This is a genomic window from Curtobacterium sp. MCLR17_043 (genome assembly GCF_003224215.1).
In the GTDB taxonomy this organism is placed as follows: domain Bacteria; phylum Actinomycetota; class Actinomycetes; order Actinomycetales; family Microbacteriaceae; genus Curtobacterium; species Curtobacterium flaccumfaciens.
Map to the genome: position 1 here is coordinate 279,233 of NZ_QKLH01000002.1, position 24,099 is coordinate 303,331.

The window sequence follows — 24,099 nt, forward strand, 5'->3', positions numbered from 1 at the left end:
GGCCCGTCGCGAGCCCGCGGTCCGTTCGTAGACTCCAGCCACCGACGAGGACTGGTGGCCGCCGTGTTGACGGACGAGGAGTTGCTCCCCCGCGGAGACGAGGTCTCCGTGCCGGTGTCCGCCGTGCCCAGCAACCGGCTGCCGATCCGCGGCCGGAGCATCGAGCAGGCCCTCGTCGCCGATGCCGTGGCCGGTCTGGCACGGGGTGCTGGTGACGTGCTCGTCGTCCGCGGAGCAGCGGGGGTCGGCAAGTCGCGTCTCCTCGAGGACGTCGTCGACCAGGCGACCGCGGCCGGCCTCCGCGTGGCCGTCGGTCGCACGGACCGCGACGCACGTCTGATCCCGCTCGCACCGATCATGGACGCGCTCGGCGCCGGGCCCCGGCCGATCTCCGACCGCGTCCGGCTCAGCGCGGTGACGCTGGACCCGGAGGCGCGGTACTGGCTCCTCCAGCAGCTCCAGGACGACCTGGAGCGGGCCGCGGCGTCGGACGGCGTCGTGGTCGTCGTCGACGACCTGCAGTGGTGCGACACGACGACCCTGGCGGTGCTCCGATCGCTGTCGCGCCGGCTCGCCGACGTCCCCGTGCTCTGGGTCGTCGCGGTCCGGACCGAGCACCAGGACCCGCCGGTGACGGCGACCGTCGACGAGCTCGCCGCGACGGGACGGCTCGTCGACCTCGACCCGCTCGACAAGGAAGCCACGGCCGCGATGATCGCCGACCTGGTCGGCGCGACGCCGGACGGCTCGGTCCTGCGTGCGGCGCGCCGGACGGAGCACATCCCGATCCTCGTCGCCGAACTCGTCCGCGGGCTCGTCGACGAAGGCCTGCTGACGATCGTGGACGGCGTCGCCACGATGCCGGGCGCTGCACTGCCGGCGAGGTTCGGTGCGTCGATCCGCGAGGGCCTCCGACGCCTGTCGAAGCCCACGCAGCAGCTCGTGCAGGTCGGAGCGACCCTGGGACGCTCGTTCTCGGTGCGGTCGTTGTCGGCGATGCTCGACCAGCCGGTGCAGCGGCTCCTCCCCGGACTGCAGGAAGCGATCGAGGCGGGGGTGCTCGTCGACGACGGCACGGACCTGTCGTTCCGACACGACGTCCTCCGCGAGGCGGCGGAGTCGATGATCCCCGCGGCCGTCCGCGACGACCTGCTCCGGCAAGCGGTGGACGAACTCCTGCGGCAGGGTGTCCCACCGGTCTCGATCGCCGCGCGCATCGCCACCGTGGCGCAGCGCGGGGACGTCCGCGCCGCCGAGGTCCTGCGCACGGTGGCGATCGACCTCGCGAGCACGGATCCCACCGAGGCCGGCGCGCTCGCCCTCCGCGCCGCCGACCTCGCGCACGGCACCCCGGCGTTGCCCGGCGTCGTCGTCGACGTCCTGCCGCTGCTCTGGCACAGCGGTCGGACGGCCGAGGCCCGTGCGCTGCTCGACGCCCTGCAGGGCCGCCTCGCCCCGGAGGACGACGCACGCCTGCACCTCACCCTGGCGCGGCTGCAGACCGAGGGCTCGACGCCGGATGCGCTGCGGACGGTCGAGTCCGCGCTGGCCCTGCCCGGCGTGAGCGCCGGCGTGCGGTCGCGTCTGCTCGCCGTCCGCGCGCTGAACCTCGCCCAGGCCGGGCGGCACGCGGACCTCGCGACCGCGCTGCGGGAAGCCCGGGCGACGGTCGACCGCGAGGCGGACCCGGTCGCCGTCGCCACCTTCGAGGCCAGCGCGTCCGTGCTCGCCTTCAACGAGGGCCGGTTCGCGGATGCGACGCAGGCGATCACGTCGGCGATGAGCCGGATCGCTGCCACCGGGGGCTCGTCGAGCACCTGGTTGCCCGAGGGACTCTGGGTGGCGTTCCTCGCGGGTGCACTCGGCGACACCGACCGTGCCGGACGCATCGCCGAGGCGAACGCCATCGAGACCCGTCGCAACCACCTGGCCCGCCCGACGGCTGCCTGGATGATGCTGCGCACGCGGGTGCTCTTCGACCAGGGCCGTCTCGAGGACGCCAAGACGTCGGCCGAGTCGGTCCTCGACCTGGCCGAGGACCTGGAGCTCGGTCAGTTCGCTGCGCTCACGGCCGGGACGGTCCTCTTCCGCACGGCGCTGCTGCAGGGCGACCGCTCAGCGGCCGACCGGACGCGGCACTTCGCCGAGGCCCTGCACGCCGATCCGGCCTTCGCACGCTCCGGCTCGTGGCTGCTGGCGCTCGAAGCGGACGCACACGGCGACGCCCGGGCCGCCGTCGACCGCAGCGAGGTGGCGTGGCGGAGCCTGGAGGAACCGATCGCGTCGATGTCGAGCCCGGCCGACTTCGCCGACGACGTCCACCTCGCGCGCATCGCGATCCGTGGGGGCCGACGGGACCGGCTCGAGCGGATCGAACGGGTGGCACGGCTCCGGGCCACGGCGAACCCGGACAACGACCTGTGCGGCGGGACCTGGCTGCACGTGCACGGACTCGTCCACGACTCCGTGGAGCACCTCGGTGCGGCGGTGGAGCGGCTGCGCCGGGTCGACCGCCGGCTCGTGCTGGCCGCGGCGCTCGAGGACCTCGGGAGCGCCCTGCGGCGGCGCTCCGTGCCCGCGGCCGTCGAGGCGTGGCGGGAGGCGACGGAGCTGTTCGACAGTGCGGGTGCCCTGCGCGAGGCCGAACGGTCGCGGCGGCACCTGCGGGGCGTCGGCGTGACCGTCCGGGCGGCCACCGCCGACCCCGCTGCGTCGGGCGCCTCGGGACTCCCGGGGCTCACCGCTCGCGAGGCCCAGGTCGTCGAACGGGTCGCCGCCGGCCTGACGACGCAGCAGATCGCGTCCGACCTGTTCATCTCGACCCACACGGTGACGAGCCACGTCCGCCACGTCTACGCGAAGTGGGGCGTGGCCTCCCGCCGGGAGCTCGCGGCGCGGTTCCGGCAGCACCGCTCCGGCTGACCTCCGGTCGGGCAGCGCCGGGCGCACCGGGTCACTCCGGGTCACATCGGGTCACATCGCGGTCGTCGTCGAACCCGGCACCGAGCGCAGGAACCGCCAGGTGCGGCGCGGTGGAGAAGCCGAGCTCGATCCGTCCGGAGAAACCCGCGAACCCGGCGAGCGCTCCGGCGCGGGTGCGGGTGGCGTCGAGGAACCCGAGGTGCAGGTCGGCACGGACCCCGCCCGGGCCCGGCGTCCGGAAGCCGACGAGACGCCCCGTCACCGCGCGGTGCACCGTCGTCCCGGTCGTGCCGTCCTCGGTCCGGACCTCGTCGAAGACGCCGTCGACCGAGACCGCCACCGCGAAGTCGCGCGGCGGCAGGACGGCGGCGATCCGGGCCTCCAGGTCGGCAACGGAGGCGACCGACGCGACCGTCACCACCAGGTCGGGCGAGAACGTCGAGACGACCGCGAACGCGACCGGGTCGGCCGTGTCCGCGACCGATGCGGCGCCGTCCGGCAGCATCCGGAAGCACCGGCGGTCGAACACGACCAGGCCATCGGCGGTGCCGGTGCCGGTACCGGCGAGCGCACCGAGCCCGAGGGTGCCGTGCCGACCGAGGTCCGCCACGGCGACCGGGACGTGGACGGCCGGTCGTCGGTGCCGAGGATCGTCGACGACCTGCTGCGCCCACGTGGCGAGGGTCGTCAAGGACGTGGTCCTGTCATCCGTCGTCTCCCGCACCACGCACTCCTCGTCCGGCCCCGGTTCGACCGTAGGAAGTCCGCCCGCGCGGGACCAGCGCCGTTTGACTCAAGCGCTCCGGTGGGTGCGCGGCGCACGGTTGGACCATGAGTGCACGCGCGAACATGGTCTCCCCGTCCGTCCCCCCGTCCGGCACGGGGTGCGTGGAGTGCGACGCGACGGGCTCGTGGTGGGTGCACCTGCGTCGGTGCGCCGCCTGCGGGCACGTCGGCTGCTGCGACGACTCCCTGAACCGGCACGCCACCGCGCACTTCGCGGTCACCGGGCACGAGGTCATGCAGTCGTTCGAGCCCGGCGAGGGGTGGTTCTGGGACTTCGTCATGCAGGACTTCGTGGACGGACCCCGCCTCGCCGACCCGCAGGCGCACCCGACGACCCAGTCGGTCCCGGGCCCGGCCGACCGGCTCCCCCGCGACTGGTCGGAGCAGCTGGCCGAGCGACGCTGACACCGGTCGCGGCCGGTCGCGGCCGGTCGCGGCCTCCCGCGACCGGTCAGGGCAGCCTGCGGTCGGTGTCGAGCGCCTCCGACCGGGCGATCACCTCGTGCATCGTGGTGTGCGACCGCACCTGGTACGACAGGTGTGCCACGGCCAGCACCACCGCCGATCCGACGCCCCACGCGATCGAACCCGGGTCGTCGACGCCGAGCTGGTCGACCAGGATGGCGACCCCGGCGCCGGCGACGATCGAGTTCACCACCGCGATCGCGGACGACATCGTGAACAGCAGCCGGTACCACGACGGGGCCCGGCCGATGTCGAGCAGCTCGTTCGCCGCGTGCCGGCCGCGGGGCATCGGGAAGTACGTGTCGGCCTCGGGCAGCAGCCGACCGTAGTAGCGACGGATCCGTTGCATCGCGGCGAGCGCGGCGACGTCCTCGAGCGAGGTCTCGACGAGGCGTTCGTAGGTGAACGCGCCGAGCAGGACGATCACCGGGATGATCGCGCCGAGGAACCCGAGCGCGAAGGGCGTGTGCGCGAGGAACCCGAAGGCGACGAGCGAGCTGGAGAGCGTGGTGAGGTACAGCGAGGAGCGACTGCTCGACTCGCTGACCGTGATGCTCCGCGCGCTCTCGAGGACGAAGTGCTCGGTCATCAGGGCGTTGAAGAAGGCGGTGGGCCGGTCCAGGGAGGTGATCGACTCGGCGGCGGTCGGCAGTGTCGTGTCGGGTTCGTCGGGCATCACGGGACTCCTCGGTCAGTCGCTCGTCGCCAGGTGGCGGTGGACGAAGGTCACGGCCATGGCGCCCTCGCCGACCGCTGCGGCGACGCGCTTGACGGACCCGGCGCGGACGTCCCCGGCGGCGAAGGACCCCGGCACGTTCGTCTCGAGCCAGAACGGACGACGCTCGAGCGGCCACTGGTCGAGCGAGCCGTCGACGGCGTCCAGGTCCGGGCCGGTGACCAGGTACCCGAGCCGGTCGCGGACCATGGGCGTCTGTTCGGCCCAGCTCGTGTCCGGTCGTCCGCCGATGCAGATGAACAACCGCGTGGCCGGCAGCGACACCGTGGCCCCGTCGCCGTCGGTCACCTCGATCGACTCGAGTCGGGTGTCTCCGTGCAGCGCCGAGACCTGGCAGCCCGTCCGGACCGTCACGTTCGGTGCGGCCGCGATCCTGGCGCTCAGGTACTCCGACATCGTGGCCGACAGCGACGCGCCCCGCACGAGCATCGTGACGTGCGCCGCGGAGCGGGACAGGTTCATCGCCGCCTGGCCCGCCGAGTTCGCCCCGCCGACCACGAAGACCTGCTCGCCGGCGCAGCCGTCGGCCTCGCTCGTCCCGGCACCGTAGTAGACACCGCAGCCGAGCAGCTCCTGCTCGCGCTGCAGCCCGAGCCGACGCCAGTCGACACCGGTCGCGCAGATGTTCGCACGGGCGACGACGTGGCCGCCGTCGGCGAGGTCGGCGTGGATGCGGCCGTCGTGGAAGACCCCGCGCACGCCCTCGCGCATCACCAGGAGTTCGGCGCCGAACCGGACGGCCTGTTCCCGGGCGCGCTCGGCGAGGTCCGCTCCGGCGATCCCCTCGGGGAACCCCAGGTAGTTCTCGATGAGGCTGCTCGACCCGGCCTGCCCGCCCACGGCGTCCCGCTCGAGCAGCACGACGTCGAGCCCTTCGGAGGCGGCGTACACGGCCGCGGACAGCCCGGCGGGACCGGCGCCGTAGATGGACAGGTCGTACTCCTGGCGTCGTGGTGCGTGGATCCACCCGAGCCGGTCGGCGACCTCGCGCAGGGTTGGTGCGACCAGTTCCGTGCCGTCGGGGAACACCACGAGCGGGAGCCGCGACGGATCGATCCGGACGGCGCCCCCGACCCCGCCGACGTCGACCGGGAACCAGTCGAACTGCACCACGGAGCGCGACAGGAAGTCCCGCAGGCCGTAGGAGTCCGCGTCGAACGGCCGTCCGTACACACGGACGCGACGTGACAGGACCACGGCGGCGTCGGTCTCCATGGTTCCTCCGGTCCGTGCGACGACGATCGGTGCGGAACTGCTGCCGCTCCCTCACGAGCACGCTACGGACTGCCGGCGCGTTGCACGTGGTCCTGCGAGGGTCTCCTTCGGCACCGGAGGCGGCGTCGGGTCGCGCCGGGCGGGATCAGCGGCGCCCACGGCGGACGGGAGGCCCGTGGCGGCGTCGCCACGGGCCTCCCGTCCGGTCTGTGGTCGCGGTCAGCCCACCCGCGCGACGCGCACGTCGACGCGGCTGAGCGCCAGGCCGTGTGCCGCGGCGGTCGCCAGGGCGACGTCGTGGACGGCGCGGGCGACCTCGGGGGCCGGGCGGAAGCCGTCGGTGCCGATGACGACGCGCAGGGCGTCGTCGTCGACGACGATCCGGAGCGGTCCGGTGCTCGTGGCGATGCTGCGGACCGCCTGCACGGCGCTCGCGACCGTCGGGCGGGAGCGGTACAGGTCGGTGACCCCGGGGACCTCGAGGACGGCGGCCTCGATCGCGGCGAGGGTCTCGTCGGTGGTGCTCATCGGGCCTCCTCCGGGTCGGTGCCGGGCTCGTCGGCGCCTGTTTCGTCGGTGCCGGGCTCGGGGTCCGGCAGCAGGTCGCGGACGACGACGTCGATCGCTTCGACGAGCAGGTCGGTCTGCTCGGCCAGGGCACCGGCCACGGCGGTGCGGACCAGCTCGGCGGTCGCGGGGATCGAGGGGCCGGACGCGATCGCGATCTCGACGACCACCCGGATCGGGGACGCGAGTTCGGTGACGTCACCGTTCAGCTGGCAGCGGGCCACCAGGACCCCGGGGACCTCGTCGCCGGTGCGGCGGATGAGGGAGCGGATGGCGCCCTCGGTCATCACGGGGCGCTCCGTCTCGGACAGCGGGCGGAGCGGGACGTCACGTCCGGAGCGGGACTCGATCGAGATGTTCGCCAGGACGCCGCTGATCCAGGACTCGTCGGCCGGGGCCTCGTCGCGGGCGGCCGCCTCGAGCGAGCGGAGCGATGCGTGGCGGACGCGGATGATCGCGGCCAGGGCGTTCTGGCAGGCGGGCGAGTCGTCGATGCTCGGGTCCGCCGGCTGCATGCCTGCGTCGAGGTAGTCGGCGAGTTCGTCGATCGAGTGGCCGTCGAGGTCACCCGGTTCGAGGGCGTCGAGTGCCTCGGGGCTGTCGGGCAGGTCCGGTCGGATGCCGTCGTGGTCGGTCATCGCCATCCCTCCATGAGTCGGATCATGTTCTTCCTCGCTCGGGACAGCAGTCCCCGGACCGTCGAGGGTGGCAGGTCGAGTTCGGCGGCGATCTCGTCGTACCGGTACTCGAGCACCTCCTTCATGATCCAGCACCGTCGTTGGGCTTCGGGCAGTTCGGCCAGCGCACGTTCGACCGCGTCCTCGCGGGAGCGCGCCTCGGCGACCCGGTCGGGTGCGTCGTCGGCGGGCGCGGCGACCTCGAGCTCGGTGACGTCGTCGTGGATGCGGCGTGCGCGGATCCGGTCGAGGCACTTCCGGCTGAGGATGCGCATCAACCACGACTTCACGCGCGCGAGGTCCTCGAGGGAGTCGAGGCGGTCCCACGCGGTGATGAAGGTCTCCTGCACGACGTCGTCGAGTTCGTCGGTGGAACCGAGGGTCCGACGGGCGTAGGCGCGGAGCAGCGGGGTGTGGCGACGGATCAGGACCTCGAAGGCCCGGACGTCGCCGTCGGACGACCGGCCGGCGAGGACCGCGTCGTCGAGCTCGGCGAGGGACTGGTGGTGCACGCGTTCCTTCTACTGGTGGTGGATGGTGAACGGCTGGGTGCGTCCGTCCACCGTCGTCGGACGGGTACTGGTGGGACGCATCCCGCACCGCGTTCGTCACACACCGAAGGGCGCACACCGGACGGTTCCGGTGCGCGCCCCTGACGTCGTGCGTGTCGGCTCGCCCTCCTGCTGGTCGGCTCGTCCTCCTGCCGGTCGGCTCGTCCTACTGCTGGATGAAGGCGAGCAGGTCGGGGTTGATGACGTCCGCGTGGGTCGTCAGCATCCCGTGCGGGTAGCCCTCGTAGATCTTGAGCGTGGCGTTGCTGAGCAGCTCGGCCTGCTTGAGCGAGGCCGCCTTGTACGGCACGACCTGGTCGTCGTCGCCCTGCGTGACGAGGACCGGGACGGAGATCGCCTTGAGGTCCTCGGTCTGGTCCGTCTCCGAGAACGCCTTGATGCCCTCGTAGTGGGCCAGGGCGCTGCCCGTCATCCCCTGGCGCCACCAGTTCGCGACCACCGGGGCGGAGACCTCCACGCCGGGACGGTTGAACCCGTAGAACGGACCCTCGGCGACGGCCTGGAAGAACTCGGCGCGGTTCCCGGCGAGGGCGCTCCGGAACCCGTCGAGCACCGAGATCGGCGTGCCCTCCGGGTTGGTGTCGCTCTGCAGCATGATCGGGGGCACCGACGAGACCAGGACGGCCTTCGCGACGCGGCCCTGGGGCTCGCCGTACTGCGCGACGTACCGTGCGACCTGGCCACCACCGGTGGAGTGCCCGATGTGGACCGCGTTCTGCAGGTCGAGGTGCTGCACGACGGCATCCGTGTCGCTCGCGTAGTGGTCCATGTCGTGACCGGTGCCGATCTGCGACGAACGCCCGTGCCCGCGGCGGTCGTGCGCGATCACCCGGTAGCCCTTGCCCAGGAAGAACAGCATCTGCGCGTCCCAGTCGTCCGACGACAGGGGCCATCCGTGGTGGAAGACGATCGGCTGCGCGTCGCGCGGCCCCCAGTCCTTGTAGAAGATCTCTGCACCATCGCTCGTGGTGACGAACGCCATCGTGAACCTCCGTGAGTTTCTGCTCCACATGTGACGCGGACTGGCCGCTGCCTCCCGTTCGGCGGGAGACCGAAGCCCCTTCACCGTAGGACCGGCGCTCCGGCGACCGCTTGGGTCATTCATCCCGATCCGGCCGGGCCGGGCCGGGCCCGGCTTGGTGCGGGGGCGTGTGTGCACCAGAGTTGATCCCATGTCGCTCGTCACCGCCGTCTGCCGCGTCGACCGCCTGCTGCCCGACTCCGGCATCATCGGCGTCACCGCCATCGACAAGCGCCCGGTCACCGGCAGCGTCCGGGTCCGGCCACTCGGCCTGCGCGCCGACGTGCAGGCGAACCGCAAGTACCACGGCGGTGTGGACCAGGCCGTGTACGCCTACGCCGACGAGGACGCCGCGTACTTCGCCGACCTGCTCGAACGCGAGGTCCCGCCCGGCCTGTTCGGCGAGAACCTCCGCACCAGCGGCATCGACGTCACCGGGGCCGTGACCGGGGAACGCTGGCGGATCGGCGACACCCTCGTGCTCGAGGTGACGGTCCCCCGCACACCCTGCGGCACCTTCGCCCGGCGCATGGGGATCGACGGGTGGGTGAAGCGGTTCGCCGACGAGGGGCGGCCCGGGGCGTACTTCCGCGTGGTCAAGTCCGGTTCGGTCGCCGCGGGTGACCCCGTCGAGGTGATACACCGGCCGGAACACGGGGTGACCATCGGCGAGATCTTCGGCGACCTGGCGCCCGATCGAGCACGGGCCGTGCTCGAGTCGGGCGAACGGCTGGCACCGAAGGTCGTCCACGACCTGTCGAAGGTCGCGGCGCGGGCCTGAGCCGGTCGGGCCCGTCGGGCCAGTCGGGCCCGATCAGCTCGGCAGCACGCCGCGCGAGGGGTCGATCGGACGCTTCGCCACGGGCAGCCCGGCCACGACCAGGTCGTAGGCGTTCGCCACGAGGTCCTCGACCAGGGTCTCGTCGATGCCGTCGCCCGGCGTCAGCGTGATCCAGTGCCGCTTGTTCATGTGCCACCCGGGCGTGATCTCGTCGTGGTCACGCACGAGCGCTGCCCCGTGCGGCGGCGCGCACTTGAGGTTCACGATCGGGGTCCCACGCACCTCGGTGACCATCACGAACATCTTGCCGACGACCTTGTAGACCACCGAGCCCTCGCCGAACGGCTGGGTCTCGACGGCCGCCGGCAACGCCAGCGCCGTGCGGCTCGCGATGTCGTGCAGCTGCTCGCCGTCCATGTGACCAGGATGCCGCAGGCCGCCGACAGCGCACCCCGTTCGGGGGCAGGTCGTGAGTGTCGATCACGTCGTAGGATCACCACGCCGCGCACCCGACGCGGCGGTCGCTCGCGCGATCACCACCAGTTCCAGGGGGAACCCGTGCGCATCATCCGTACCCTCGGCATCGCCGCCGCCACCGCCGTCCTCGCGACCACCGTCGTCGTCGGCGGGACCTCGACCGCGCAGGCCGCGCCGAAGTCCTACGCCAACTGCACCGCGGTGCACAAGGTGTACTCCGGCGGCATCGCCAAGAAGTCCGTCACGAAGAACAAGGTCGTCTCCGGCGGCAAGACCACCTACCGTGCGCTCAAGGGCACGGTGAAGAAGGACGACGCCCTGTACAAGGCGAACACCAAGCTCGACCGCGACAAGGACGGCATCGCCTGCGAGAAGAGCTGACGCTCCCGCTCGCTCGGTGACACCGGCAAGACACCGGTGTTCGCGTCCTGACACCCGCACGCCTGGGTGCGATGCGCGAACACCGGTGTTCTGCGTGCCCGGTGCGCCCCGGCGTGCGCGGGCGGCGCGACGCGGGGCGTTCAGAGCGTCGGGACGCCCTCGTGCCCGGAACGGGGACGCGGAGTCCCGGCGACGCCCGTGACGACCGACCCCGCCGGCACGTCCTTCGTGACCACCGTGTTGGCACCGACGACGGAGTCCGGCCCGATCGTGATCGCCCCGATCAGCGACGACCCGGCGCCGAGCACCACGCGGTCCCCCACCACCGGGTGCCGTCGGGCTCCCGGCCCGTGGTCTCCGCCGCGTCCGCCCAGGGTGACGCCGTGGAACACGAGCACGTCGTCACCGATGACCGAGGTCTCGCCGATCACGACGCCCATGCCGTGGTCGATGAAGAACCGACGGCCGATGCGCGCGCCGGGGTGGATCTCGATGCCGGTGACCGACCGTGCGACCTGCCCGAGCAGGCGGGCCGCGAACCGGGACCCGGGCAGCCCCTGCGCGTTCCAGAGACGGTGGGTCACCCGGTACGTCCAGATGGCGTGCAACCCTGAGTAGACGATCGCGTTCTCCAGGTCGCCGCGGGCAGCGGGGTCACCGCGGCGTGCTGCGGACAGGTCCTCCCGGATGGTCCGCAGCACGCCTCGTCGAAGAGGACGACTCACGCAGTGAGCCCCTCGAAGAGCACCGTCGACAGGTAGCGCTCTCCGGTGTCGCACACGATGGCGACGATCCGCTTGCCGGCGTTCTCGGGGCGTGCGGCGATCTCGAGGGCCGCGTGGATGATCGCGCCGGACGAGATGCCGGACAGGATGCCCTCCTGCGTCGCCAGGGCACGGGCGACCCGGAGCGCGTCGTCGAGCTCGACGTCGAACACCTCGTCGATGACGCTCTGGTCGAGGATCTCGGGCACGAAGTTCGCGCCGATGCCCTGGATCTTGTGCGGACCGGCCTTGCCCTCGGTGAGCAGCGGCGAGTCCTTCGGCTCGACGGCGACGATCTGCACGCCGGGTACGCGCTCCTTGAGCACCTGCCCGACACCGGTGATCGTGCCGCCGGTGCCGACCCCCGCGACGAACACGTCGACGTGCTCCTCGGTGTCGCGGAGGATCTCCTCCGCCGTGGTCTTCCGGTGGATCTCGGCGTTCGCAGCCGTCTCGAACTGGTGGGCGAGGATGGCGCCGGGGGTCTCCGCGACGATCGACTCGGCCTTGGCGACCGCGCCCTTCATGCCCTCGGGCCCGGGGGTCAGGACGATCTCGGCACCGTACGCACGGATGACCGCACGGCGCTCGACACTCATGGTCTCGGGCATCGTGATGACGACCCGGTACCCGCGAGCAGCGCCGACCAGCGCGAGGGCGATGCCGGTGTTGCCGGACGAGCCCTCGACGATGGTGCCACCGGCCTGCAGCGCACCGGAGGCCTCGGCGGCGTCGATGATCGCGACGCCCAGACGGTCCTTGACGCTGGCACCCGGGTTGTAGAACTCGAGCTTGGCGAGCACCTCGGCTCCGCCCGCCTTCGGCAGCCGGTTCAGCTTGACGAGGGGGGTGTTGCCGAACGCCTGGGAGATGTTCTCGTAGATGGTGCCGCTCATCCGGTCCGTCCTTCGCAGCTCAGGTCGCGCATCGCTCTTCCTGGAGGCGCGGTGTGCGCCCGATCCTAGCGACCGGACCCCAGGCGGTCCTGTCCGTGACGGCGCGTGCGCGCCCGGACGCGAGTCGCGCCTCCAGGCCCTTCCTGCCCAGGCCTGCGAAAGCGACAGATGCCCGCGGAAGGTTTGCGGACACCTGTCGCTTTCGCGGGAGTGAGCACGACCAGCGCCGAGGAGAGTCGCTTTCGCGGCTCGCCCCACCGCGTCAGCGCACGAACGCCGTCCGGGCGAACCGCTCGTCGGTCGCCTCGAGCACCCGCAGCACGTTGCCGCCGGCCAGCGCCCGCAGGTCCGACTCACCCCAGCCGCGTCGGACGAGCTCCGCCGCGAGCACCGGGTACCGCGACACGTCCCGCAGGCCCGGCGGCAGCACCGGGGTGCCGTCGTAGTCGCCGCCGAGGCCCAGGTGCGCCACACCGGCGACGTCGCGGGCGTGCTCGACGTGGTCGGCGACGTCCGACACCGTGACCAGGGGCGGTTCGCCGGCCATGCCCGACTCCTCCCAGTCCGCCCACGCCCGCGACACGAACTTCGGCACGAAGGTGATCATCACGACGCCGCCGTTGTCGCCCAACCGGGCGAGCACGTCGTCGGGCACGTTCCGCGGGTGGTCGTCGATCGCGACGGTCGACGAGTGGCTGAACACGACGGGCCGGGTCGCCACGTCGAGGGTGTCCCGCATGGTGGCCGGTGCGGTGTGGGACAGGTCGACGAGCATGCCGATCCGCTCCATCTCGGCGACGATCTGCCGTCCGCGGTCGGTCAGGCCGCCGTGCGCCCGCTCCCCGGTCGCGGAGTCGGCCCAGGGGGTGTCGTCGTTGTGGGTGAGCGTCATGTAGCGGACGCCGAGCCGCGCCAGGGTGCGGAGGACCGCGAGGTCGTCGCCGATCGAGTGCCCGCCCTCGGCGCCCAGCAGCGACGCGATCCGGCCGGAGTCGACGGCGGCACGGACCTCGGCGGCGGTGCGGGCGAGCGCGAGGTCGTCGGGGTAGCGCTCGATGATCCGGTGTGCGAGGTCGACCTGCTGCAGCGTCGTCGTCACGGGGTCCGGGTCGTCCGCGGGCACGAACACCGACCAGAACTGCCCGACGACGCCGCCGGCACGGAGCTTCGGGATGTCGGTGTGCAGCGAGTCGGTCTCGGTGTCGATGCCCTCGACACCGGAGTCGTGGCTGTCACGGCGCTCCCAGGGCAGGTCGTTGTGGCCGTCGATGACCGGGAACGGGAGCGCGTCGAACGTCATCCCCCGACGCTACCGCCCGCGCCGTCGTGGCTAGGCTCGAACCGTGCAGCCCGTCACCCTCCGCACCGAGCGACTGGTGCTCTCGGTCCCCGAGCTCGGCGACGCCGACGACGACCGGTCCGACCCGATGGTCTGGCCGACGTCGTGACCGTCTCGTTCCGGGTCGTGACGGACCTGCCGGTTCCGCCGGAGCGCGCCTTCGCGCTGTCGCTCGACATCGGCGCGCACGAGCGATCGATGGCCGCGACCGACGAACGCGCCGTCGCCGGCACGACGGCCGGTACGATCGGCCTGGGCGAGTCCGTCACCTGGCGTGCGCGGCACTTCGGGATCGTCTGGCGGATGACGAGCAGGATCACCGCCCTGGAGGCGCCCCACCGCTTCGTCGACGAACAGGTGCGTGGGCCGTTCGCCCGGTTCCACCACGAGCACCGGTTCGAGCCGTCGGCCGGCGGCACGCGCATGGTCGACACCATCACGTTCCGCGCACCGCTCGGCCCGCTGGGCCGCCTGGCCGAGGTGCTCGCGCTGGCCCGGTACATGCCGAAGCTCATCGCCGACCGAAACGCCTCGCTCGCCGCCGAACTGCGTGCCGAGCAGCGCGCCGGATCCGACGGCGATCAGGGCGCAGCGAGCTCCCCCAGCGCGTCGTAGGCGGCGGCGACGGCGTCGACCCGTACCCGGCCACCCGGGCCCGAGGCGTCGTAGACGTCGTTCGTGATCGCGGCGACGACGGCGAACAACGCGGCCATCGAGTCGAACGCCGACGGTGAGTCGACCGGGCAGAGGATCGCGGTGGCGGCGGGTGCGGCGATGACCGCGGCCGTCGGGTCGCCGAGGACGATGACGTCCGCCCCTGAGTCGACGCAGTGCCGGACGATCCGTTCGACCCCGGCGGTGTGCCGACGCACGGTCACCAGGATCACGAGGTCGTGCCGGTCGAGGTCGGCGACCTCTTCCCCGAGCCGCTGCCCGGGCGACGGACCGACCCGGACGTCGGACCGCACCTGCGCCAGCTGGGACCGCAGTTGCAGCGCGATCGGGTACGCGCCGCGTTCACCGAGGACGAGCACGCGGCGGGCACGGACGATCCGACGGGCCAGCCGCGGGCGGTCCGCTCGGCCGAGGGATGCGAAGGCCGCGTCGAGGTTGCGCGCCTCGACCGCGCGCTGGTCGACGTGGGCGGCGTCCTCGGCGACCCACGGCAGGCCCGAACCCCGTGCGGACATCAGGTTCTGCCGGACCTCGGCGGCGTCCTGGAACCCCAGCGACCGCACGAGTCGCGAGACCGTGGCCTTCGAGGTGCCCGACTCGGCCGCGAGTTCGGCGGAGGTGCCGACGAGCAGGAGTTCCGGGTCGTGGCGGACCATCGCGGCGACCCGACGTTCGGCGGGCGAGAGCTGTTCCCAGACGGAGTCGATCCGGGCGCGGACGTCGGGGCCGGCGGTGCTCATGCGCGGGCCACCCGGTCGACGGCGACGGCCAGGGCGTCGAGGCCGAGGGCGATGTCCGGCGTCGACACGAACTCGTCGGGGTGGTGACTGATGCCGTCGGGGTTGCGGAGGAACAGCATCGCGACGTCGGTCACGAGTCCGAGCGACATCGCGTCGTGGCCGGCTCGTGAGAACAGCTCCATCGGCGCGGTCTCGCCCGTCGACACGATCCCGGCGCGGACGGCGTCCATCAGGCGGGGCGAGCAGAACACCGCGGGCGCACGGTGCACCTCGGTCGGGGTGACACTCACCCCGCGCCGTTCACCGATGAGCGTGAAGGCCTTGGTGAGTTCGTCCCAGACCTCGTCGCGCTCGTCGTCGAACTCGCCGCGCAGGTCGACGGAGAACCGTGCGAGCCCGGGGACGACGTTGACGGCTCCGGGTTCGACGGTCATCGTGCCGACGGTGCCGACCTGGTGCGATGCCCGGCAGATCCGTTCCACCGCGAGCGCGGCCTCGGCGGCGGCGAGCAGCGCGTCGTGCCGGCGCTCGTAGGGGGTGCCGCCGGCGTGCCGGGCCTCTCCCACGGCCTCGACCGAGAACCGGCGGGCACTCGCGATGCTCGTGACGACCCCGAGGGCCTGCCCGGCCTGCTCGAGGTACGGCCCCTGCTCGATGTGTGCCTCGAGGTAGCCGACCACCGACGCCGGGTCGACCGCGGCGTCGCCGACGCGCTCCGGGTCGAGGCCGAAGTCGGTGAAGGCCTGCCGGAGCGTGACGCCGTCACCGTCGGCCAGGTCCCACCAGGCGTCGTCCCAGACGCCGGCCACCGCGGACGACCCGAGCAGGGCCTTGCCGAAGCGCGTGCCCTCTTCGTCGGAGAACGCGATGACCTCGAGCGCGACGGGCAGCGGACCGTCCGCGGTGAGCCGGGCGGCGGTGCGGATGGCCATGAGCACCCCGACGACGCCGTCGTACCGTCCGGCGTCCACCACGGTGTCCAGGTGCGAGCCGAGCAGCAGCACGGGGGCGTCGGGCGTCGCGCCCGCGGCCCGGCCGTGCAGGTTGCCGGCGGCGTCCTGCCAGGTGGACAGTCCGGCGTCCTGCATCCAGCCCGCGACGAGGGCGTTCGCCCGGGCGTGCTCGGGCGACAGGTAGACGCGGGTGATCCGGCCCGGTTCGGCACTGAGGGCGGCGAGCTCGTCGCAGCAGCGGGCGACGAGTTCGGCGTCGGCGGTGCCCACGGCGGTGGCGTTCAGGACGGGCACGGCGCTCACGCGAGCACCTCGGCCCCGGCGGGAGCGACCGCTGCGGTGTCGTCGCGGAAGACGTCGAGGGCGGCATCGACACCACCGCCGTGCGGGACCGCGTGCCCGGCCCGGCGCAGGGTGTGCTCGAGCGCGGCCAGGGTCGTGACCACGGTGTCCTTCCGGGCGTTGTAGCCCATCGTGCCGATGCGCCAGACCCGACCGTGCAGCGGCCCGAACGAGGTGCCGATCTCGATCCCGTGGTCGTCGAGCATCGCGCCGCGCACCTGGTCGCCGACGACGTCGGACGGGATCTCGACGGCGACGACGTTGTGCATCTTGTGGGCCACGTCGCCGAAGACCGGGAGCCCGAGGGCCTGCACCCCCGCGAGCATCGCGCGCCCGGCGGTCTCGTGGCGGGCGACGACGGCGTCGCGGCCTTCCTCGAGCAGGATGCGGGCGCACTCGTGGGCGGCGTAGAGCATCGAAGCGGCCTCGGTGTGGTGGTTCAGGCGGCGGGGGCCCCAGTAGTCGAGGATCATCGCGAGGTCGAGGTAGTTCGAGCGGATCGGTTCGTCGGCGACGTCGTCACCGGGTTCGCGGATGCCGGCCTCGACGCTCCGCCGCTCGTCGAGCACGGCCACGGCCTTGGGCGACAGCGTGACGGGTGCGCTGCCGGACGGGCCGCCGAGGCACTTCTGCAGCCCGGCGCTCACGGCGTCGATCCCCCAGGCGTCGACCTCGAGCGGGTTGCCGCCGACCGTCGCCGTGGCGTCGGTGTAGAGCAGGACGCCGTACCGCTCGCAGATCGCACCGAGCTCGTCGAGCGGCTGGTTCATCGTGGTCGAGGTGTCGCCCTGCACGACCGCCAGCACCTTCGGACGGACGCGGGCGATGGCCGACTCGATCGCGGACGGCGTGAATACCTGACCCCAGTCGGTCTCGATGGTGTGGACCTCGGCCCCGGCACGGCCGGCGATCTCGGCGAGCAGGTGCCCGAACCGACCGAACACCGGCACGAGCACGCGGTCACCCGGGGCGAGCAGTGACACCAGCACCGCTTCGATCCCCGCACGCGAGGTGCCGTCCACGAGCAGCGTCGCGTCGTTGCGGGTGCCGAACACGCGGCGGTAGAGCGCCTGCGTCTCGTTCATCGTCGAGGTCATCCAGGGGTCGTACTGGCCGACGAGCGGCGTCGACAGGGCACGGAGCACGCGCGGGTCGGCGTCGATCGGGCCGGGCCCCATGAGGAGACGGGCGGGTGGGTTCACTGGGAGCATGGTGGTTCCTTCCGTTCCTGATCCGACGATACCGGAACGATCGTTACAGGGGTGTTTCCGCGGCGAGCACGGGCCGTCCGGCCAGCTGCCCCTCGACGCCGACCACGCCGCCGTCCGCCGTGGCGATGCGCCGGCCGCGGAGCCAGGTCTCGGTGACGCTGCCGCGCACGCAGAGCCCGTCGAACGCGGACACCGGGTTGCGGTGCTCGAGCCCGGCGACGTCGACGACGGACTCGGCGGACGGGTCGAACACGGCGAAGTGCGCCAGGGCACCGGGAGCGATCACCCCGCGGTCGCGCAGCCCGACCAGGGCGGCCGGACCGGTCGTGAACAGCGGGAGCAGCGCCTCGAGCGGGATCCCGCGACGCTCGGCTTCGGTCCACACCGCCCGGAACCCGACCTGCAGGCCGGCGACCCCGCCCCAGGCGAGGCCCCAGTCGTCGGTCTTCAGATCGGCGGTGGAGGGCGAGTGGTCCGACACGACGAGGTCGATCGTGCCGTCGAGCACACCGGCCCACAGCGCGTCGCGGTTGGCGTCGTCGCGGATCGGTGGGCAGCACTTGTAGGCGGTCGCGCCGTCCGGGATCGTGCCCGCCTCGAACGACAGGTAGTGCGGGCAGGTCTCGACCGTGATCCGGACGCCGTCATCCTTCGCCGCGCGGAGCATCGACAGCGCGCCCGCGTCGGACAGGTGCAGCACGTGCACCCGCGCCCCGGTCGCCCGCGCGCCGTCGATGACCTGCGCGATCGCGGACCGTTCGGCGGCGACGGGCCGGGTGGCCAGGAAGTCGGCGTACCGGCCGCCGAGCGCACGGTGCGGCACGAGGTGCTCCGGGTCCTCGGCGTGCACGATCAGCAGGGCGTCGATCCGGGCGACCTCGGCGATCGCGGCTCGGAGCTGCTCGGGGTCGAGGTGCGGGAACTCGTCGACACCGCTCGGCGCCGTGAAGCACTTGAACCCGAAGACGCCGGCATCGTGCAGGGCGTCGAGCGACCCGAGACTCGCGGGGACCGCGCCACCCCAGAACCCGACGTCGACCGCCACCCTGCCCTCGGCGCTCGCACGCTTGACGGCGAGCGCCTCGACCGTGGTGGTCGCGGGGATCGAGTTGAGCGGCATGTCCACGATCGTGGTGACCCCGCCCATCGCGGCGGCCCGGGTCGCGGACGCGAAGCCCTCCCACTCGGTGCGGCCGGGCTCGTTGACGTGCACGTGCGTGTCGACGAGTCCGGGGAGCAGCACCTGCCCGGCCGGCACGGTGTGGTCCTGCACGGCGTCGACGACCGCGTCGACGGGCAGGACGCCGGTGACCCGGCCGTCGTGGACGACGACCGCAGCCGGGCGGAACGCCCCGTCGACCCAGGCTCGCTGCGCGCGGACGACCAGGTCTGCCGTGTCGCCCGCCGGGAGGCCCGTCACGCGCCCGCCCCGGCCGTCGCGACCGCCGCCGGGTGGCGTTCGAAGCCCGCCAGCAGCCCCGACATCGCCTTCACCGGCGGCAGGGCGTACTCGCCGCGCTTGCCCGTGGACAACCCGAGCCGGACGAGCGACTCCGCCAGGACCGTGGCTGCCGCGACGCCGTCGACGACCGGTGCCCCGATGGCCAGCGAGACCTCGGCGCAGAAGTCGGCCATGCCCGCGCACCCGAGCACGACGGCATCGGCTCCCCCGTCCATGACCGCTCGGCACTCCTCGATCACGAGCGCCCGTGCACCGGACTCGGGGTCGTCGAGCTCGAGCACCGGGACCTCGCACGCCCGGATCTCCGTGACGAGCGGGGCGAAGCCGTAGCGCTGGGCGAGCTCGTGGGCGCGGCCGGTCGTCCGCGCCAGGGTGGTGACGACACCGAACCGGCGGCCGAGCATCGCGGCGGCGTGGAACCCGGCCTCGGCGATCCCGATCACCGGCACCGTCGCGAGCTCCCGCGCAGCGTCGAGCCCCGGATCCCCGAAGCAGGCGACGACGAAGGCGTCCACCCCGTCCTGCTCACCGCGGGCGATCTGCTCGAGCAGCCCGGGCACGGCCAGGGCTTCTTCGTAGTGGCTCTCGATCGAGGCCGGCCCCATCGAGGGTTCGACCGCTTCGACCAGCGTGCCGGGCGCGGCGACGGCCTGGGCCGCGATGCCGATCGCCCGCGTCATCGACGCGGTGGTGTTGGGGTTGACGACGCGGATGCGCATCGGGGTCCTTCCGGTGGAGCGAGTGGAGCGGTGGAACCGGTGGTGCTGGGTGGTGACCATGGTGGCGGGGGCGGGGCGGGCCTCCCGGCCGTTGTGTGGATCTGTGGACGACCGAGCGCCGCGACCCGCCCTGTGGAGGGCGAGCCGCGACGCCGGGGGTCAGGCGCGACCGACGGTCGCGCCGTCGTCGACCGAAGGGTCGTCCGCGTCGAGCACGGGCATGCTCGGCCGGACACGCTCGAGCGCCCAGAAGACGACGAGGCCCAGGCCGCACCCGATGAACCAGCTGTAGCTCGACAGCCACGGCAGCACATCGAGTGCCGGGGGCAGGACCGCGCTCGCCACCGAGACCGCGCCGGTGACCACGAGGGTCCAGATGGCGTTCGGGTTGAACCCGCCGCGGTACCAGTACCGGGCGGTACGGCTCGTGGAGTACATGTCGTCGATCGCGATGCGCTGCTTGCCGACGATGTAGTAGCCCGCGATGAGGATCCCGAACAGCGGGCCGATCAGCGCACCGAGCACCCCGAGCGTGTACAGGATCGCCTGGTCGTTGCCGTACCAGTTCCACGGGGTGAGGAGCACGGAGCCGACCGCGGCGATCATGCCACCGGCCCGCCACGAGATCTTCCGGGGTGCCACGTTCGAGAAGTCGAACGCGGGGCTGATGAAGTTCGCGACGATGTTGATGCCGACGGTCGCCGTGACGAAGGTCAGGCCACCGAGCAGGATCGCGAAGGGTGCTCCGATGGCCTGCACGGTCTCGATCGGGTCGGTGATGAGCTTGCCGAACACCGGCACCGTCGCACTGGCGCAGAGCACCGTCAGGACCGAGAAGAACAGGAAGTTGATCGGCAGTCCCCAGAAGTTGCCGCGCTTGACCGCACGGAATGACCGTCCGTAGCGCGAGAAGTCCCCGAAGTTCAGCATCGGGCCGGAGAAGTAGCTGACCACCAGGGCGACCGCGGACAGCATCACCGGGATCGACGCCCCGAACGACAGCGGCTCGCCGACCGACAGGGTGAACGAGATGTTGCCGATGCCCGCCTGGCTGACCAGGTAGACCGCGAGCGCGATCATCACCACGTAGACCGCCGGACCGGCCCAGTCGATGAACCGCTTGATCGCCTCCATGCCCATCCAGAACAGCGCGCCCTGTGCCACCCAGAGGATCGCGTACGAGATCCACCCCAGGGCCGACAGCCCGAGGAACGAGTGGTCGAGCAGCCCCGCCGACGCCGGGATGAACTTGAGGAAGATGATGTTCAGCGACTGGGCGGCGAGGAACGTCTGCACGCCGTACCAGGCCATCGCGATCAGGCCGCGGATGATGGCGGGGACGTTCGCGCCGAGCACGCCGAACACCGCGCGGTTGATCACCGGGTACGGCACACCGGTGCGCTGCGACGGCTTCGCGACCAGGTTGGCGAAGACCTGCACGATGAGGATGCCGACCACCAGGGCGATGAGCACCTGCCAGCTCGCGATGCCGAGGGCGAAGAGCGACCCGGCGGTGACGTAGCCGCCGACCGAGTGCACGTCGGACATCCAGAAGGCGAAGAAGTTGTAGCTCGTCCAGCGCTGCTCGCGCAGCGGGGCGAGGTCCTCGTTCGTGAGCGCCGGGTCGTACCCGGGCTTGACGACACCGGCGCCCGCTGGGGCGGGAGCGGCGGTCGTGGTGGGGGCGTGGGGCGCGGCGACTGGTGTCGCGATGTCGGTAGCCATGGCGTCCTCCGAGGGAGTGGGAAGCGGGGCGGTGCGTGCTTGAGCACGAAGCTACGGAGCGACTTCGCCCCCGCCGTTTCCCTCGTGTAACGGTCGTGTGTCCCGCACCCCGTCCTGGAACGACCGTTCCGGAACGGTGGCCGAGACCGGCGCCGACCGCGCCCGGAGCCGTGCTGCGGCTTGCCGCATCGATGGGCACCGACCCCGCACGGACCCCGCCCGGACCCGAGCGGCGTTGACCGCCGGTGGTACGAATCGACCATGAGCAGGGGAATCAGGATCGACCACGTGGGCGTCACGGTGCCGGACATCGACGCAGCCACGCAGTTCTTCGAGGCGGCGTTCGACGCCGTCGTCCTGTACGACATGCGGCGTCGTGACGAGACGCCGAACAGCAGCTCCGAGGCGCACGGCTACCTCGGCATCCCGAGCACCATGGCGCAGGGGGCCATGCGGATGCTCGCGCTGCCGGAGGGGCCGGGGCTCGAGCTGTTCGAGTACCTGGGGCCCGAGCAGCGGAACGCCGCACACCCGTCCGACCTGGGATGGCAGCACCTGGCGATGTACGCCGACGACCTGGACGAGACGCTCGCCCGGGTCGAGGCGGCCGGCGGCACCCGGAACTCCGACCCGCGCGACCTGCGTGGTGACGAGGCAGGGGCCGGCAACCGGTTCGTCTACACGCGCACGCCGTGGGGGTCGACGCTCGAGCTCGTCAGCTACCCGACGCCGCAGCCGTACCTGGTGTACGCGCCGCGGCCGAAGTGGGCGCCGTGGCCGATGCCGGACGACGTCTACCCGGTGCCGGCACCCGCCGTGCACTGACGACCGACCGCCGCACCGACCGACCAACACACCGACCGACAGACCGTCCTCTCAGTGGCGGGGCACCTGCCCCGTCCGCCGCACGGCCCGTTCGAGCAGTTCGACGTCGATCCCGACGTGCTGCCGGGCGATCACGCCCGCCTCGGGCGCCCGCCCCGAACACACCGCGTCCACCAGCAGTTCGTGCTCGTGGAGCGCGCGGGTCTCCATCTCCGCCATGCCCTCGGCCGTGCCCCACAGGTGCGCCGGAGCGGCGATGGAGATCTGCGCCTCCAACCCGGCGAGCGCCGTCCGCAGGGCGTCGTTCCGCGCGGCGTCGATGATCGTCCGGTGCAGCACGGCGTCGGCCTGCTGCTTCTCGAGCCCCGAGGTGGCGTCGCGGAACACCTCGAGCCGTGCACGGATCAGGGCGGCGTCGTCCGGGGTGACCCGTTCCGCGGCGGCCGTCGCGAGCGCCCCGTGCAGCAGCGCGATGGCGTCGGCGGTGTCCTGGATCGCCTCCCACCGGGCGAGCAGCACCCGTCCGACGGCGTCCGATGAGCTGTCCGGCCACTCGGTGCGGACGAACGTGCCGCCGCCCCGGCCTCGACGGGTCTCGAGCAGCCCCCGTTCGACGAGCCGCGCGATCGCACCGCGCACGGTGACCCGGGCGACGCCGAGCAGGCCGGCCAGTTCGCGTTCCGGCGGCAGGTTCGCGCCGGGCAGGTACTCGCCCACGGCGACGGCGGTCACGAGGCGGTCCTCGACCTCGTCGACGCGCGTCTCGGTCGTACGATCGGACACACGGACCCCCTTCGCGGTGTTACGACCACGTTAAGGCAGCAGAAAAGGTATTGCGTGGGACCTTTTTCCGCTCCATGCTGACCCCCATGTCCAGCATCACCGAATCCACGATGCCGTTCCGCGACGGCGAGACCTGGTACCGGGTCACCACGCCCGACACCCCGGTCGCGGGCGCGCTGCCCCTCGTCGTCCTGCACGGCGGGCCCGGCATGGCCCACGACTACCTCCGGAACCTCGCGGCCCTGGCCGACGAGACCGGCCGGACCGTCGTCCACCACGACCAGTTCGGCTGCGGCCGGAGCAGCCACCGCCCGGACGCGCCGGTCGACACCTGGCAGCCGCAGCTGTTCGTCGACGAGTACGCCGCCCTGGTCGAGCACCTCGGGCTCGGCGACCACCACGTGCTCGGGCAGTCGTGGGGCGGCATGCTCGGCGCCGAGATCGCGGTGCAGCAGCCCGCGGGGCTCCGGTCGCTGGCGATCTGCAACTCCCCCGCGTCGATGCAGCTCTGGGTCGACGGCGCCGCCGAGCTCCGCGCGCAGCTGCCCGCCGACGTGCAGGACGCCCTGACCCGGCACGAGACGGCCGGCACCGTCGACGACCCCGAGTACCTGGCGGCGACGCAGGTCTTCTACGAGCGGCACGTCTGCCGCGTGGTCCCGAGCCATCCGGACTTCGTCGACTCCGAGGAGCAGATGGAGCGCGAGCCGACGGTCTACCACACGATGAACGGCCCGAACGAGTTCCACGTCATCGGCACGATGCGTGACTGGACCATCGTCGACCGGCTCGACCGCGTCGCCGTGCCGACGCTCGTCGTCGCCGGCGAGCACGACGAGGCCACCCCCGCCACGTGGGCGCCGTTCGTCGAGCGGATCGCCGACGTCCGGCAGCACGTCTTCCCCGGTGCGAGCCACTGCTCGCACCTGGAGCAGCCGGCGGAGTTCCGCCGGGTCGTCGCGACCTTCCTGGCCGCGCACGACGACGCCTGACCCGGCCATCACCTTGCCTGGAGGCGCGGGGCGGGCCCGCCCCGCGCCTCCAGGCAAGGTGATGGCCGGGTCA

The 24,099-nt window shown here is 72.5% G+C and carries 25 protein-coding genes; 7 read left to right on the plus strand and 18 right to left on the minus strand.

Translation table 11 applies throughout. The features are described 5' to 3' along the window. Positions 1-54 precede the first annotated feature (54 nt). Positions 55-2,922 carry an AAA family ATPase gene (locus DEJ03_RS03185; RefSeq protein WP_110863461.1) on the plus strand — a complete coding sequence of 956 codons (2,868 nt, stop codon included), beginning with the start codon at positions 55-57 and terminating at the stop codon, positions 2,920-2,922. Between the two features lie 31 nt (positions 2,923-2,953). Here DEJ03_RS03185 and DEJ03_RS03190 read toward each other — a convergent pair whose 3' ends face one another. Then, positions 2,954-3,613 (minus strand): acetolactate decarboxylase, encoded by a 660-nt coding sequence (locus DEJ03_RS03190; protein WP_181422585.1) that lies wholly within the window; start codon positions 3,611-3,613, stop codon positions 2,954-2,956. A 140-nt stretch (positions 3,614-3,753) separates the two neighbouring features. Between DEJ03_RS03190 and DEJ03_RS03195 the strand changes: the two genes are divergently transcribed. Continuing rightward, complete coding sequence (locus DEJ03_RS03195; protein WP_110863463.1) at positions 3,754-4,113, plus strand: UBP-type zinc finger domain-containing protein; 360 nt, start codon at positions 3,754-3,756, stop codon at positions 4,111-4,113. Positions 4,114-4,159: 46 nt separating this feature from the next. Here the strand turns inward: DEJ03_RS03195 and DEJ03_RS03200 are convergent, their stop codons facing one another. The 6 genes from DEJ03_RS03200 to DEJ03_RS03225 form a co-directional block, all read right to left on the minus strand. After that, positions 4,160-4,849 (minus strand): hypothetical protein, encoded by a 690-nt coding sequence (locus tag DEJ03_RS03200; RefSeq protein ID WP_110863464.1) that lies wholly within the window; start codon positions 4,847-4,849, stop codon positions 4,160-4,162. A 15-nt stretch (positions 4,850-4,864) separates the two neighbouring features. Then, positions 4,865-6,124 (minus strand): NAD(P)/FAD-dependent oxidoreductase, encoded by a 1,260-nt coding sequence (locus DEJ03_RS03205; RefSeq protein WP_110863465.1) that lies wholly within the window; start codon positions 6,122-6,124, stop codon positions 4,865-4,867. Between the two features lie 219 nt (positions 6,125-6,343). Continuing rightward, positions 6,344-6,652 (minus strand): hypothetical protein, encoded by a 309-nt coding sequence (locus tag DEJ03_RS03210; RefSeq protein WP_110863466.1) that lies wholly within the window; start codon positions 6,650-6,652, stop codon positions 6,344-6,346. Next, positions 6,649-7,329: a hypothetical protein gene (locus DEJ03_RS03215; protein ID WP_146237635.1), complete on the minus strand. Its 681-nt coding sequence runs from the start codon at positions 7,327-7,329 to the stop codon at positions 6,649-6,651. Before DEJ03_RS03215 ends, DEJ03_RS03210 begins: the two co-directional genes overlap by 4 nt. After that, positions 7,326-7,880: an RNA polymerase sigma factor gene (locus tag DEJ03_RS03220; protein WP_110862500.1), complete on the minus strand. Its 555-nt coding sequence runs from the start codon at positions 7,878-7,880 to the stop codon at positions 7,326-7,328. The genes DEJ03_RS03215 and DEJ03_RS03220 overlap by 4 nt, the downstream gene beginning before the upstream one ends. Positions 7,881-8,085: 205 nt before the next feature. Then, positions 8,086-8,922, minus strand: a complete 837-nt coding sequence (locus DEJ03_RS03225; protein ID WP_110863468.1) for an alpha/beta fold hydrolase — start codon at positions 8,920-8,922, stop codon at positions 8,086-8,088. Positions 8,923-9,112: 190 nt separating this feature from the next. Between DEJ03_RS03225 and DEJ03_RS03230 the strand changes: the two genes are divergently transcribed. After that, the gene (locus DEJ03_RS03230) at positions 9,113-9,742 is read left to right on the plus strand and encodes an MOSC domain-containing protein (protein ID WP_110863469.1); all 630 of its coding nucleotides are present in this window, start codon (positions 9,113-9,115) and stop codon (positions 9,740-9,742) included. Between the two features lie 33 nt (positions 9,743-9,775). Here DEJ03_RS03230 and DEJ03_RS03235 read toward each other — a convergent pair whose 3' ends face one another. Continuing rightward, the gene (locus DEJ03_RS03235) at positions 9,776-10,159 is read right to left on the minus strand and encodes an MmcQ/YjbR family DNA-binding protein (protein WP_110863470.1); all 384 of its coding nucleotides are present in this window, start codon (positions 10,157-10,159) and stop codon (positions 9,776-9,778) included. A 141-nt stretch (positions 10,160-10,300) separates the two neighbouring features. Between DEJ03_RS03235 and DEJ03_RS03240 the strand changes: the two genes are divergently transcribed. Continuing rightward, positions 10,301-10,600, plus strand: coding sequence for an excalibur calcium-binding domain-containing protein (locus DEJ03_RS03240; RefSeq protein ID WP_209049853.1), 300 nt, complete (start codon positions 10,301-10,303; stop codon positions 10,598-10,600). Positions 10,601-10,740: 140 nt separating this feature from the next. On the opposite strand, the gene epsC is transcribed toward DEJ03_RS03240, so the two are convergent. The 3 genes from epsC to DEJ03_RS03255 form a co-directional block, all read right to left on the minus strand. Further along, positions 10,741-11,301 carry a serine O-acetyltransferase EpsC gene (epsC, locus tag DEJ03_RS03245; protein WP_110863472.1) on the minus strand — a complete coding sequence of 187 codons (561 nt, stop codon included), beginning with the start codon at positions 11,299-11,301 and terminating at the stop codon, positions 10,741-10,743. Between the two features lie 20 nt (positions 11,302-11,321). Then, entirely contained in the window at positions 11,322-12,260 is a 939-nt protein-coding gene (gene cysK / locus DEJ03_RS03250; protein ID WP_110863473.1) for a cysteine synthase A, read from the minus strand. Positions 12,261-12,522: 262 nt separating this feature from the next. Further along, positions 12,523-13,560: a dipeptidase gene (locus DEJ03_RS03255; RefSeq protein ID WP_110863474.1), complete on the minus strand. Its 1,038-nt coding sequence runs from the start codon at positions 13,558-13,560 to the stop codon at positions 12,523-12,525. Positions 13,561-13,704: 144 nt separating this feature from the next. On the opposite strand from DEJ03_RS03255, the gene DEJ03_RS03260 reads away from it, so the two are divergent. After that, the gene (locus DEJ03_RS03260; RefSeq protein ID WP_110863475.1) at positions 13,705-14,214 is read left to right on the plus strand and encodes an SRPBCC family protein; all 510 of its coding nucleotides are present in this window, start codon (positions 13,705-13,707) and stop codon (positions 14,212-14,214) included. On the opposite strand, the gene DEJ03_RS03265 is transcribed toward DEJ03_RS03260, so the two are convergent. From DEJ03_RS03265 to DEJ03_RS03290, 6 genes are all read right to left on the minus strand, one after another. Continuing rightward, on the minus strand, positions 14,181-15,014 hold the full coding sequence (locus tag DEJ03_RS03265; RefSeq protein WP_110863476.1) for a MurR/RpiR family transcriptional regulator: 834 nt from the start codon (positions 15,012-15,014) through the stop codon (positions 14,181-14,183). The genes DEJ03_RS03260 and DEJ03_RS03265 overlap by 34 nt on opposite strands. Then, positions 15,011-16,270, minus strand: coding sequence for an allantoate amidohydrolase (locus DEJ03_RS03270; protein ID WP_110863477.1), 1,260 nt, complete (start codon positions 16,268-16,270; stop codon positions 15,011-15,013). The genes DEJ03_RS03265 and DEJ03_RS03270 overlap by 4 nt, the downstream gene beginning before the upstream one ends. Beyond that, positions 16,267-17,520 (minus strand): alanine--glyoxylate aminotransferase family protein, encoded by a 1,254-nt coding sequence (locus tag DEJ03_RS03275; RefSeq protein ID WP_110863478.1) that lies wholly within the window; start codon positions 17,518-17,520, stop codon positions 16,267-16,269. Before DEJ03_RS03275 ends, DEJ03_RS03270 begins: the two co-directional genes overlap by 4 nt. A gap of 43 nt (positions 17,521-17,563) precedes the next feature. Next, entirely contained in the window at positions 17,564-18,940 is a 1,377-nt protein-coding gene (gene allB, locus DEJ03_RS03280; RefSeq protein WP_220034099.1) for an allantoinase AllB, read from the minus strand. Then, complete coding sequence (locus DEJ03_RS03285; RefSeq protein ID WP_110863479.1) at positions 18,937-19,701, minus strand: aspartate/glutamate racemase family protein; 765 nt, start codon at positions 19,699-19,701, stop codon at positions 18,937-18,939. The genes allB and DEJ03_RS03285 overlap by 4 nt, the downstream gene beginning before the upstream one ends. Before the next feature lie 159 nt (positions 19,702-19,860). Beyond that, positions 19,861-21,426, minus strand: a complete 1,566-nt coding sequence (locus DEJ03_RS03290) for an NCS1 family nucleobase:cation symporter-1 (RefSeq protein WP_110863480.1) — start codon at positions 21,424-21,426, stop codon at positions 19,861-19,863. Between the two features lie 261 nt (positions 21,427-21,687). Here DEJ03_RS03290 and DEJ03_RS03295 point away from each other — a divergent pair, with 261 nt between their 5' ends. Then, positions 21,688-22,251, plus strand: coding sequence for a VOC family protein (locus DEJ03_RS03295; protein ID WP_035808811.1), 564 nt, complete (start codon positions 21,688-21,690; stop codon positions 22,249-22,251). 51 nt (positions 22,252-22,302) lie between these two features. Here DEJ03_RS03295 and DEJ03_RS03300 read toward each other — a convergent pair whose 3' ends face one another. Then, entirely contained in the window at positions 22,303-23,034 is a 732-nt protein-coding gene (locus DEJ03_RS03300) for a FadR/GntR family transcriptional regulator (RefSeq protein WP_110863481.1), read from the minus strand. Between the two features lie 86 nt (positions 23,035-23,120). Between DEJ03_RS03300 and DEJ03_RS03305 the strand changes: the two genes are divergently transcribed. Continuing rightward, positions 23,121-24,026, plus strand: a complete 906-nt coding sequence (locus DEJ03_RS03305; protein ID WP_258370462.1) for a proline iminopeptidase-family hydrolase — start codon at positions 23,121-23,123, stop codon at positions 24,024-24,026. The last annotated feature ends 73 nt before the right edge of the window (positions 24,027-24,099 follow it).